General features: G+C 32.6%; 14 protein-coding genes. 11 read left to right on the top strand and 3 right to left on the bottom strand.

The features are described from left to right. Positions 1 to 19: 19 nt before the first annotated feature. The 3 genes from ACMGE6_RS09550 to ACMGE6_RS09560 are packed head-to-tail and all read left to right on the top strand — an operon-like array spanning position 20 to position 2,047. Complete coding sequence (locus ACMGE6_RS09550; protein WP_414046945.1) at positions 20 to 796, top strand: metal ABC transporter ATP-binding protein; 777 nt, start codon at positions 20 to 22, stop codon at positions 794 to 796. Then, positions 793 to 1,644, top strand: a complete 852-nt coding sequence (locus tag ACMGE6_RS09555; RefSeq protein WP_414053591.1) for a metal ABC transporter permease — start codon at positions 793 to 795, stop codon at positions 1,642 to 1,644. Before ACMGE6_RS09550 ends, ACMGE6_RS09555 begins: the two co-directional genes overlap by 4 nt. Continuing rightward, the gene (locus tag ACMGE6_RS09560; RefSeq protein WP_414046273.1) at positions 1,634 to 2,047 is read left to right on the top strand and encodes a Fur family transcriptional regulator; all 414 of its coding nucleotides are present in this window, start codon (positions 1,634 to 1,636) and stop codon (positions 2,045 to 2,047) included. The genes ACMGE6_RS09555 and ACMGE6_RS09560 overlap by 11 nt, the downstream gene beginning before the upstream one ends. Positions 2,048 to 2,061: 14 nt before the next feature. On the opposite strand, the gene ACMGE6_RS09565 is transcribed toward ACMGE6_RS09560, so the two are convergent. The 3 genes from ACMGE6_RS09565 to ACMGE6_RS09575 all read right to left on the bottom strand — a co-directional run bounded on the left by ACMGE6_RS09565 (position 2,062) and on the right by ACMGE6_RS09575 (position 4,572). After that, positions 2,062 to 2,634, bottom strand: coding sequence for a 5' nucleotidase, NT5C type (locus ACMGE6_RS09565; protein ID WP_414053592.1), 573 nt, complete (start codon positions 2,632 to 2,634; stop codon positions 2,062 to 2,064). Then, positions 2,627 to 3,742 carry a flavodoxin-dependent (E)-4-hydroxy-3-methylbut-2-enyl-diphosphate synthase gene (gene ispG, locus ACMGE6_RS09570; protein ID WP_414054850.1) on the bottom strand — a complete coding sequence of 372 codons (1,116 nt, stop codon included), beginning with the start codon at positions 3,740 to 3,742 and terminating at the stop codon, positions 2,627 to 2,629. Before ispG ends, ACMGE6_RS09565 begins: the two co-directional genes overlap by 8 nt. Before the next feature lie 95 nt (positions 3,743 to 3,837). Beyond that, positions 3,838 to 4,572 (bottom strand): DUF1189 family protein, encoded by a 735-nt coding sequence (locus ACMGE6_RS09575; protein WP_414053593.1) that lies wholly within the window; start codon positions 4,570 to 4,572, stop codon positions 3,838 to 3,840. 142 nt (positions 4,573 to 4,714) lie between these two features. On the opposite strand from ACMGE6_RS09575, the gene ACMGE6_RS09580 reads away from it, so the two are divergent. The 8 genes from ACMGE6_RS09580 to rpmG all read left to right on the top strand — a co-directional run bounded on the left by ACMGE6_RS09580 (position 4,715) and on the right by rpmG (position 12,428). Next, on the top strand, positions 4,715 to 5,314 hold the full coding sequence (locus ACMGE6_RS09580) for a superoxide dismutase (protein ID WP_414053594.1): 600 nt from the start codon (positions 4,715 to 4,717) through the stop codon (positions 5,312 to 5,314). 131 nt (positions 5,315 to 5,445) lie between these two features. Further along, on the top strand, positions 5,446 to 7,557 hold the full coding sequence (locus ACMGE6_RS09585; protein ID WP_414053595.1) for a peptidoglycan D,D-transpeptidase FtsI family protein: 2,112 nt from the start codon (positions 5,446 to 5,448) through the stop codon (positions 7,555 to 7,557). A gap of 200 nt (positions 7,558 to 7,757) precedes the next feature. Continuing rightward, a complete protein-coding gene (locus ACMGE6_RS09590; RefSeq protein WP_414053596.1) occupies positions 7,758 to 8,729 on the top strand; it encodes a PstS family phosphate ABC transporter substrate-binding protein in 972 nt (323 codons plus the stop codon). An 87-nt stretch (positions 8,730 to 8,816) separates the two neighbouring features. Further along, positions 8,817 to 9,749 (top strand): phosphate ABC transporter permease subunit PstC, encoded by a 933-nt coding sequence (gene pstC, locus ACMGE6_RS09595; protein ID WP_414053597.1) that lies wholly within the window; start codon positions 8,817 to 8,819, stop codon positions 9,747 to 9,749. Position 9,750: 1 nt separating this feature from the next. Beyond that, a complete protein-coding gene (gene pstA, locus ACMGE6_RS09600) occupies positions 9,751 to 10,644 on the top strand; it encodes a phosphate ABC transporter permease PstA (protein ID WP_414053598.1) in 894 nt (297 codons plus the stop codon). 24 nt (positions 10,645 to 10,668) lie between these two features. Further along, positions 10,669 to 11,556: a phosphate ABC transporter ATP-binding protein PstB gene (gene pstB / locus ACMGE6_RS09605; protein ID WP_414053599.1), complete on the top strand. Its 888-nt coding sequence runs from the start codon at positions 10,669 to 10,671 to the stop codon at positions 11,554 to 11,556. A gap of 4 nt (positions 11,557 to 11,560) precedes the next feature. After that, entirely contained in the window at positions 11,561 to 12,202 is a 642-nt protein-coding gene (gene phoU / locus ACMGE6_RS09610) for a phosphate signaling complex protein PhoU (RefSeq protein ID WP_414046281.1), read from the top strand. Between the two features lie 76 nt (positions 12,203 to 12,278). Then, positions 12,279 to 12,428 (top strand): 50S ribosomal protein L33, encoded by a 150-nt coding sequence (rpmG, locus tag ACMGE6_RS09615; protein WP_096076353.1) that lies wholly within the window; start codon positions 12,279 to 12,281, stop codon positions 12,426 to 12,428. Positions 12,429 to 12,460 lie beyond the last annotated feature (32 nt).

Here is a 12,460-nt window from a genome sequence, read left to right on the forward strand (position 1 = left end):
TTTTTTAGCTCAAAAAGGAATGATATATTTGGAGCCGATATTTGAAATAAGAAATGTATCCCACCGTTATCCTGATAAAGTTGCATTAACTGATATCAATATCAGTATTTATCCTGGTGATTTCTTAGCCATAGTGGGCCCTAACGGTTCAGGTAAATCAACATTATTAAAACTCATCCTTGGCATCCTGAAAGTTCAGAATGGTAGCATTCTTATGAACGGAAAGGATATGAAACATTATAAGAAATTAACCGGTATAGGTTACGTCTCTCAAAAGGCAAATGCAAGTAGTAGTGGATTTCCAGCGACAGTTTTTGAAGTAGTGAGAAGTGGTTTAATTCAAGTTAAACCAATTTTCAGGAAGTTTACACGACAGGATAATAATTTAGTTGAAGCGATGCTAAAAAGATTAAATATAGATCATCTGAAAGATAAGAATATTTCTCAATTATCAGGTGGACAACAGCAACGTGTCTTTATTGCGCGTGCATTAATTTCTAATCCCAAAGTTTTATTACTGGATGAACCAACTGTAGGGATAGATGCTAAACATGTTGCAAAGTTTTATGAATTATTAGCACAGTTAAAAACGGAAGGTATCACCATATTATTAGTAACACATGACATTGGTGTTGTAGTTGACACTGCGACTCAAGTTGCGTGTTTAAATCAACATTTACATTTTCACGGAACATCACATCAATTTAAATCTTTAGACGAAGTTGAAATTTCAAAAATCTATGGACATCCTGTAAAGTTTGTCGACCATAGTCATGATCGCGGGTGCTGTTTATGAGTTTATTAGATGCATTATTACAATTTGATTTTATACGATATTCTTTTATCAGTGGTATGCTAATTGGTATATTAGCACCTTTGATTGGTACGTTTATAGTAGTCCGTAGACTGTCACTAATTGCTGACGCCTTAAGTCACGTCACTTTAGGTGGTATTGCATTTGGTATGCTTTTAACGAAAGTATTATCATTTACCATTAATCCAATATGGACGGGTATATTATTTTCCGTAACAGGTTCATTACTTATTGAAAAACTCAGAACAATCTATAAACACTACCAGGAACTAGCGATTCCGATTATTATGAGTTTTGGCATAGGACTTAGCGTAATTTTTATTTCATTTGCGGATGGATTTAATCAGGATTTATTTGGCTATCTATTTGGGAGTATCAGTGCAGTAACATTAAATGATGTTTTAATTATTTTCACTATATTTTTACTTGTGATTATTTTTATTTATGCATTATACAAAGAACTCTTTATACTATCATTCGATGAAGAATATGCGTCAATTATAGGGGTACCAAAATACGTACATATTCTATTTATGTTGATGGTTGCGCTTGTCATTTCAGCTTCCATGCGAGTTGTTGGGATATTACTTGTAAGCAGTTTAATTACATTACCAGTTGCCAGCAGCATGCGATTTGCGAAAGGATATAAGCAACTTATGGTATGGAGTGTATTAATCGGGGAGACGTCTGTCATTCTAGGTTTAATAATTGCTTTTTACCTGGATATCTCACCAGGTGGTGTGATTGTCATGTTATTAGTGTTGATATTACTTATTTCTTTATTTATAAATAAAAAAATTGAAAAAGGAGGCATGACAGGTGAGTATTGATGATGCGATAAAAATAATTAAAAACAACGGTCATAAATATACAGATAAACGGCGTGATATGATTAAAATGTTACATGACTCAAAAAAATATTTGAATGCAAAGCAAATGCAGGAAGCGTTAAATGATAAATATCCCGGTATTTCATTTGATACGATCTATAGAAATCTAAACTTATTTCAATCTTTGGATATAATTGAAGTCACAGAATTAGATGGAGAAAAGAAATTTAGATTATCTTGTAGCACACATCATCATCATCATTTTATATGTGAAAGCTGTGGAGAAACACGCGTTGTAGAATTTTGTCCAATTGATTCTTTTAAGAAAGAATTAGATGATGTTGAAATTCATAGTCATAAAATTGAATTGTATGGTTTATGCGAAACATGTAAAAAGGACTGATTGCTCAGTCCTTTTTAATATGGAAATTTTTCTTTTATTATTTGATCAAGTTCCAGCCATGTTTTGACACGCGTAACACCTTTGGGTAGTTCACTTTGGTTATATGGTGTATCAAACAGATAGACGGGAATATTTAATGCTTTATTAATTTCAATCGCATTATCAAGTTTGTCTTCAAAAAATGCATCAACTTGAAGCCGTCTAGCTGTCGCAATCTTGTCGTGAGAACCGGTTAATTCAATATGATGGTACGGGACCTTATGTGTTTTGAACCATTCAATCGTTAAATCATTTAAATAATCATGACGAGCACTGATAAAGATAAGATGGTAATATTTTGACCATTCTGCAAGAACATCATCAGCATGCTGATGAACTGGAGAATATTTATACATATCATGTTCATGATCCTTAAACCATTGATAAATTTCAGCTTCAGGAATATTTAGTACATTAGAAAGGTCATACTCTGTGATATCTTCATATTTAAAGTTTTGATCAAATGATTTTTGCAGGTAAGGTACTAATGATTTCGGACATGTAACTGTACCGTCAATATCAATACCCATTCGAAATTTTCTACTCATTTACATTTTGCTCGACTTTACCTTTTTCTTCTGCTTGTTTTCTGAAATATTCTTCTGCTAATTTATCAATTTCAATTTTTAATTCTTCCACCATTGTTTCTTCAGGTACTTTTCGCACAGTTTTACCTTTCATAAATAAAAGACCTTCCCCGCGAGCTCCGGCAATACCAATATCTGCTTCACGTGCTTCCCCGGGACCATTTACGGCACATCCAAGAACAGCAACTTTTAAAGGTGCTTTAATTGTAGAAATATATTCTTCAACTTCATTTGCTATAGAAATTAAATCAATTTCAATTCTTCCACATGTAGGACAAGAGATTAACGTTGCAGCATTACTTGCTAAGCCAAAAGATTTAAGTAATTCACGCGCCACTTTAACTTCTTCAACAGGATCTGCTGATAATGAGATACGTAAAGTATTACCTATACCTAAACTCATTATCGCACCAAGTCCAGCAGCAGATTTAACAGTACCTGCAAATAATGTACCACTTTCTGTAATACCTAAATGTAGTGGATAATCAAATGCCTGGGCAGCTTTAGTATAAGCTTCGATGGCTAAGTTAACATCACTTGCTTTCATTGATACGATGATATCATGGAAATCAAGGTCTTCAAGTATTTTGATATGATGAAGGGCACTTTCAACCATTCCGTCCGCTGTAGGATAACCATATTTTTTAATAATATGCTTTTCTAATGAACCTGCATTTACACCGATACGAATCGGAATACCTTTTGCTTTACAAGCTTTAACAACTTCTTCTACTTTCTCACGACGACCGATATTACCGGGATTTATGCGGATTTTATCAGCTCCACCCTCGATAGCAAGTAAAGCTAATTTATAATCAAAATGAATATCAACAACGAGGGGGATATTGATTTGCTTTTTAATTTCAGCAATGGCCAAGGCATCCTCTTCTTTTGGACATGCAACACGGACAATTTGACAACCTGCTTCTTCCAAGCGTTTAATTTCAGCAACAGTAGCTTCAACATCATGTGTTTTTGTTGTTGTCATACTTTGAATGATGAGTTCATCACTGCCACCAATCGTTAAGTCACCAACTTTAACTGGACGGGTATTTCTTCTATGTGTAATTTCAGGCATTTGTAAAACTCCTTTGAATTTAAATGTGATTTTTGTCATAACATCATTATTATATAGAATATTAAAGTTAAATTGTATTCTTTTGATTATTGTTTTAGCAATCTTTTGCTTGTGGGTAATTTCTTAATAGTAACACTAACTAAGAATATAAGTAGTATCCAGGATATAATTATTAATATCACTTTATTTGAAGGTATAATTAAACTCGGGAATAAAATAATAGACGGTATTGTGATAATAAAAGTAATGATTTTCAACCAGTTCATAAATCTTGATTTTTTTTTGGTTAATATCGCTAAAAGATGTGCAGCACTGCTTACCAGTATGATTTTTATCACTGTAGTGGTAAATTGAATAAAAAGTAAAATACTTATAATCAGTCCAAAATAAAAGTAACGTGATGACGTATAGGTTTTAAGGAAATCAATGAATGATGATTTATCGTGAAACATTGGCAGATTTTGATAACTTAAAAATGCAAATCGATCAACCTGAATGCCATCCTTCTGAAAAATAATGATATTTTCTGCTGGATGCGAATTTTCTGTACTAAAGCGAATCACATAATCATTAACACGTATGTCTCTTGGTTGGAAAATGTTGAGGTGATTATCCTTTATTTGGAATTCAGGAATATCATCTTGGTTTTTATCGATTAACTCACTCGCTAAATTGATTACATTTAAGAAGTGAAGACTATTGGGTATTGAAAACAGTAATGCGATTAAAAAAATATGCAGGAATATATATCGTAGTTTTACAGTCCTGAACAATGGATATTGACTAGGATGAAATAACCTTTTGATACTTTTTATATACAAATCATGATCCTCCAGTTCAAAAAATATACTTTGTTTAATCTTATCAAAAAAAATAGATTTTATATATAAGCAAAGTAGTTGTGAACGCTATCTTAAGTTGCTATGATAAATATGTAATTAAACTTTAGGAGGATGATTGACTATGGCATTTGAATTACCAAAATTACCTTATGCATATGATGCATTAGAACCACACATTGATAAAGAAACGATGGAAATCCATCATACTAAACATCACAATACTTATGTAACAAACTTAAATGCTGCAGTTGAGGGAACTGAATTTGCTGATCTTTCAATTGAAGACTTAATGAAAAAAATTAATGAAGTACCAGCTGATAAGAAAACTGCTGTTGTAAATAATGGTGGAGGACACTATAACCACTCATTATTCTGGACATTGCTTGCTCCAGGTAAAGAAGCAACAGGTGAAGTAGTAGATGCAATCAATGCTAAATTCGGTTCACTTGATGCATTTAAAGAAGAATTTGCTAATGCTGCTAAAACTCGCTTCGGTTCAGGTTGGGCTTGGTTAGTTGTAAATAATGGCGAATTAGAAGTCGTATCTACACCAAATCAAGAAAATCCATTAATGGAAGGTAAAACGCCAATTCTTGGACTTGATGTTTGGGAACATGCATATTATTTAAATTATCAAAACAGACGTCCTGACTATATTTCAGCATTTTGGAATGTTGTGAACTGGGAAAAAGTTAACGAACTTTATCTTGCTGCTAAATAATCATATATTTTTTAAAGCCATTTCATTTCCGAAATGGCTTTTTTATTATTGGCTTTTATATTAAAAATATAGAAAATATAACTTATTTCATATATGATTAAAGGATAAATGTTAGTGATGGAGGATTTCCCTTGAAACGTGTAAAACAAGAATCAAACGAACTTAAACAAAAACGAATAACCAATCGTCGAATCAGTGTCATCTTTATGGCGATCGTTTCTTTATTAATCATCCTCGTCTTAAGACTTGGTTATCTACAAATTGTTAAAGGTGAATCTTATAAAAAAGCTGTAGATAATAATGAGAATATAGAGGTGAATGAATCTGTTCCCAGAGGAAGAATTTATGATCGCAATGGTAAATTGATTGTAGATAATACATCAAAAAAAGCAATTACATATACGCGTGACCGTATGACGAGCAGAACTGAGATGCTCAATACAGCAAAAAAACTTCATAAATTAATGTCTATGCCTACAACAGCATTGACATTAAGAGATAAACAGGATTTTTATATTTTGACGCATTCTGATAAGGTTGATCAATTGATGAAAAAAGAGAGACAACTATTTGAATCAGGAGAAATTTCACAAGATCAATTTAATGAAGCGGTATATAAAAAATTGACTGCTGACAAATTAAAATCACTCACGCAAGATGAATTAGAAGTTGCAGCAATCTACCGTGAGATGAGTAGTGGTAGTCAATTGAGTCCTCAAATCATTAGAAATGAAAATGTTACTGAAAAAGAATATGCATTGGTTTCCCAAAATTTAAGTGAGTTACCGGGTGTAAATACTACGATGGATTGGGATAGAAAATATTTGTATGGCAAAACGTTACGCACAATGCTAGGAAATGTTTCTTCTAAAGAAGAAGGCTTACCGAAAGAACTTGTAGATTATTATCTTTCAAAAGGATACTCGCGAAATGACAGGGTAGGTCAGAGTTATCTTGAATTTCAATATGAAAATGTTTTACGTGGTAAGAAGAAAAAAATGCGTTATTTAACTGATAAGTCAGGAAAAATTATTAACTCTGAAGTTATATCAGAGGGATCCAGAGGTAATGACCTCATATTATCGATAGATATTGATTTGCAATTAAAGGTAGAAAAATTAGTTGACAAACATATTCAAATATTACGTTCTATGAATGCAAAAACGATGGATAAAGTATTAGTTGTAGTGCAGGATCCGAATAATGGTGATATTTTAGCACTTGCAGGTCGTCAAATTGATAAAGAGGGCAATGTATCTGATTATCACTATGGCACTTTTACTTCACAGTATGCAGTTGGTTCATCTGTAAAAGGTGCAACATTATTAACAGGATATAGTAATAAAGCTATAAACGTTGGTGAAGAAATGATCGACCAGCCACTAGTATTCAAAGGTGGAGTTGAAAAACGTTCTTACTTTAATCCTACAGGAAAAATAGACATTAATGATAAAGAAGCATTGATGCATTCTTCAAACGTGTATATGTTTAAAACGGCATTAAAGATGGCAGGATTAGAATATTCACCAAATATGTCGTTACCAGCTGATATTACTGATGCAGGACTTAAATTACGTAAAGGATTAAATCAATTTGGATTAGGCGTAAAGACCGGTATTGACTTACCGAATGAAGTAACTGGACAATCCGGTATTCTAAAAGATAATCCAGGGAATTATCTGGATTTAGCTATAGGTCAATATGATACGTATACACCCTTACAATTATCACAATACGTATCAACGATAGCTAATAATGGTTATCGTATTCAGCCACATTTAGTGAAAGAAATAAGATCAGCTTCAAAAACAGATAAAATTGGACCGATTAAAGAAAGTGTTAAAGGTAAAGTATTAAATAGAATAAATAACTCGGAAGATGAAATCGGACAAGTTAAAAAAGGTTTTGATATGGCCTTCAATAATGAACTAGGAACCGGATATAAAAGTTTTGCCAATACAGTTGTTAAAAGTGCAGGTAAAACAGGAACGGCAGAAGTGTTCCAGGATGGAAAATCACGAGTTAATTCAACGTATATTGGCTATGCACCAATGGATAAACCAGAATTAAGTTTTGCAATTATATATACTAATCAACCTGTACCACCACCTTGGCTTCCAGGCGGAGATTTAGGAAGAGATATAATTAATGAATATTTTAACGGTAAAAAGGGTATAGCAAATAAGAAGGTTGAAACAGGCAGTTCTGGTGCACAAAATACGATATCTAACCGAAGTGATTGATGATTTATAATTATTTCAGTCTATATTTTTTCTAAATTTATATTTTTTCTTGAGTAAAAGGCAAGGCTTAAAAGCTTTGTCTTTTTTCTTTACACAATCTTTACAATACATTCACTTTCAATTAACAATCGTCCACTATAGTAAGTAGTGTACTAAACAAATACAAATTATTCGTCTATTCAATTAGGAGGACTTTCAAAATGAAAAAATGGCAATTAGTAGGATCAACAACTGTTTTAGGTACTGCATTACTTTTAGGAGCATGTGGTGGAGCAGCTGACAAAAAAGAAGATAAAGCTTCTGAAGACAAAGGTGCATCAACTGAAACTGCAGCTAAAGATCTTAAAGGCGAAGTTAAAGGTGACGGTTCTACAACTGTAGCTCCAATCATTGAGAAAATTAATGAAGAATTTAATGGTCAATATCCAGATGTAAACGTAGCTATCGGTACTTCAGGTACAGGTGGTGGTTTTGAGAAATTCATCGCTGGTGAAACTGATTTCTCTAACGCTTCTCGTGACATCAAAGACGAAGAGAAAAAAGCTTTAAAAGATAAAAAAATTGATTATACTGAATTTAAAATTGCTACTGACGGTTTAACAGTTGCAGTTAACAAAGAGAATGATTTCGTTGACTATTTAACATTTGATGAATTAGCTAAAATTTACTCTGGTAAAGCTAAAACTTGGAAAGATGTTCGTGCTGATTTCCCAGCTGATGAAATCAAAGCATTCTCACCTGACCAATCTCATGGTACTTATGACTTCTTTAGTGAAGAAGTATTAGATAAAGGTGAAATCAAAGCTGAGAAAAATGCAGATACTAACGTAATCGTTAAATCTGTTGAAGATAACAAAGCTGGAATCGGATTCTTCGGTTATAACTTCTTCCAAGAAAACAAAGATAACTTAAAAGCTGTTAAGATTCAAAAAGAAGGAAAAGGCGAAGGTGTTGAAGCGACTGAAGATACAGTTAAAGATGGATCTTACCCATTAAGCCGTCCATTATTCATCTATGCTAAAAACGATTCTATTAAAAAGAATGAAGCATTTAAAGAATTCTTAAAATTCACTTTAGAAAAAGCTAAAGATGCTTCTAAAGAAGCTGGATATGTTCCTTTAGAAGATAAATTATATGAAGAAGATTTAAAGAAATTAGATGCAGTTAAATAATTATTAACTTTATAATTATTATCAAAATAAGAAATTTTTCAAAGGGGCGAAATTTTTCGTCCCTTTTAAAATGAAGGAGTCTAAAATATGGAAAATAAAATTTCTGTACAGGATTTAATTGCTCAAAACAAGAGCAAAGGGTCTTCGAAAAATGTTATTGAAAAAATGATTCCAACCATTTTAGCAATAATCGCTTCAATTTCGATACTTACGACTATTGGTATTTTAATCACTTTACTTACTGAAACGATAACATTCTTTACACGTGTTTCATTTGCAGACTTTTTCTTAGAAAAAGAATGGAATGCATTTGGACAGGATCCAAAATTCGGTATTATTTCTCTTATCTTAGGTACTTTAAAAGTTACAATTATTGCTACAATCTTTGCAGTACCAGTAGGTTTAGGTGCAGCTTTATATTTAAGTGAATATGCAAGTGATACAGCAAGAAGAATTATTAAACCAATACTTGAAATCTTAGCTGGTATTCCAACTATTGTTTATGGTTTTTTTGCATTAACTTTTGTAACTCCTTTATTACGTACTTTCTGGACTGATTTAGGTAGTTTCAACGCAATAAGCCCAGGTTTAGTAATTGGTATTATGATTGTTCCAATGATTGCTTCACTTTCAGAAGATGCGATGAGTGCAGTGCCAAAAGCAATTAGAGAAGGTGCGCTTGGTTTAGGATCAACGAAATTAGAAACAGCTTTAAAAGTAGTATTCCCAGCTGCATTATCAGGTATCTTAGCTTCTATCGTATTAGCAATTAGTCGTGCAATAGGTGAGACGATGATTGTTTCACTTGCAGCGGGTAGTTCACCAGAATTTTCATTAGATTTCACGAATTCTTTACAAACTATGACAGCGTTTATTGTACAAGTTGCAACAGGTGATGCTACTTTCGGTTCTGATATCTACTATAGTATTTATGCAGTAGGTTTTACCCTGTTCGTATTTACTTTAATCATGAACTTCATCTCACAATGGATCACTAGAAAATTCAGAGAGGAGTATTAAGATGGAATTAATTAATCAGGAAACAGTAAAAAAGAAACTCTCTGGTAGACTTTCTAAAAATAATATTGTTAAATCAATTTTCTTCTTATGTACAATTATTGGTTTAGTCGTTCTTGCAATTTTAATGTTTGATGTTATTCGTAAAGGTGCTGGGTATTTAACACCACAATTCTTTACTAATTTCTCTTCAACAACACCAGAAAAAGCTGGTATTAAAGGTGCATTAATTGGCTCATTATGGCTAATGATGACGATTGCACCGATTGCAATAACTTTAGGTGTTGCAACTGCAATCTACATGGAAGAATACGCTAAAGACAATGCATTTACACGCTTTATAAAGGTAAATATTGCCAACTTAGCTTCAGTACCATCAGTAGTATTTGGATTATTAGGCTTAACATTATTTGTACGTGGTGCTGGTATTGAGTCACTGTCATTAGGTAAATCTGTATTAGCAGCAGCTTTAACAATGTCACTGATGATTTTACCAGTTATCATTGTATCAAGTCAGGAAGCTATTAGAGCAGTTCCCGGGGCTATTCGTGAAGCATCGTTAGGTTTAGGTGGGACTAAATGGCAAACAATTACAAATGTCGTTTTACCAGCTTCAATCCCAGGTATTTTAACAGGTACTATCTTAGCACTTTCTCGTGCAATTGGTGAAACAGCACCACTTGTAGTTATTGGTATTCCAACAATCTTTATGAAAACTCCGGACAGCATTATGGACAGATTCCAGGCTTTACCGATGCAGATTTTTACTTGGGCTAAACTTCCTAAAGAAGAATTTCAATTCGTATCATCTGCTGCCATTATTGTCTTAATGATTATGTTAATCGCAATGAACTCAATCGCAATCTTTATTCGTAATAAATATCAGAAAAAATTCTAGTCTAAATTTGAGAGGGGTCTAAATATGAGTGAAAAAGTTAAAGTAACTGATACAGTAGAAAACAATGAAAAAGTTATTATGACTACTGAAACAGTGAATCAACCAGTAAAAAAAGAAAGAAATATCGTGACAGGTGAAACGCCAAATCCAACCAATCGTAATATTGTTTATCAAACAAAAAACTTAGATTTGTGGTATGGTGATCACCATGCTTTACAAAATATCAATTTAGATATTTTAGAAAATGAAGTAACAGCAATCATCGGTCCATCTGGTTGTGGTAAGTCAACATACATCAAAACATTAAACCGTATGATTGAACTTGTTCCTAGTGTAAGAACATCAGGTGAAATTTTATATCGTGGAGATAATATTTTTGATAAAAGTTATAAAGTCGAACATTTAAGAACACGTGTGGGTATGGTATTCCAAAAGCCAAACCCATTCCCAAAATCAATCTATGACAATATCACATACGGTCCACGTATTCATGGAATTACTGATAAAAAAATCCTTGATGAAATCGTTGAAAAATCATTACGTGGTGCTGCAATCTGGGATGAAACAAAAGACAGACTTGATAAAAATGCTTATGGTCTTTCAGGTGGACAGCAACAACGTATCTGTATCGCGCGTTGTTTAGCAATTGAACCAGATGTTATTTTAATGGACGAACCAACATCAGCACTTGATCCAATTTCAACATTGAAAGTTGAAGAGTTAGTACAGGAAATTAAAGATCAATATTCTATTATTATTGTTACACATAATATGCAACAAGCTGCTCGTATTTCAGACAAGACTGCTTTCTTCTTAAATGGTTATGTAAATGAGTACGATACAACTGATAAAATATTCTCTAATCCAGCTGATGAGCAAACAGAGCGATATATTTCAGGAAGATTCGGGTGATATTATGAGAGAAATATACGAAGAAAATTTAAATCATTTAGCAAGTTCTGTTCAGTTGTTAGCTAAAGAAGTGTATACAGTGATTGAGCGAAGTGTACAAGTTCTGAGTGATAGTGATGTGAATCATGCACGTGAAATTATCAAACATGATGAAGTCATTAATGAGATGGAAAATGATATTAATGAACAAATTATTTCACTGATTACGAAACAGCAACCTATTGCTACAGATTTAAGGTTAATTCTTTCAAGTACTAAAATAGCTTCTGAGTTAGAACGTATTGGAGATAATGCGGCAAACATTGCTAAAATTCGTAAACGTGTAAAGTTTGAAGATACTTATATCCTTACACGTTTAAAAACAATGGGCAAATTAAGTTTATTGATGTTAGCTGATTTAGATCAGGCTTACACAAACAAAGATGTAAATTTAGTTAAAGAAATTATTGAAAGAGATCAGGATATTGATGATTTATATAAAGAAATCATCAATACAACTTACTTAATCGATAATGATCCATATATTTCAGGTCAAGCTCATCTTGCTGGTCGCTACCTGGAACGAATTGGTGATCATATTACTAATATTGCTGAAAGTATATATTTCACGATTACTGGAGAAAGATTTAACCAATTCACAAATTAGGACTAGATAAATCATGCGACACATGTTATTATAGAAAAGTCGTATGGATATTTAGAAACGTGAGGAGGGAACAACTATGCGCGTTAATGTTACTTTAGCTTGTACTGAATGTGGAGAAAGAAACTACATTACTAAAAAAAATAAACGTAATAACCCAGAACGTATTGAAATGTCAAAATACTGTGCAAGAGACAATAAAAAGACTTTACACAGAGAAACTAAATAATTTTTTAACAGACATGATTTTCATGTCTGTTT

It is taken from the genome of Macrococcus equi (genome assembly GCF_047426745.1).
Taxonomy (GTDB): domain Bacteria; phylum Bacillota; class Bacilli; order Staphylococcales; family Staphylococcaceae; genus Macrococcoides; species Macrococcoides equi.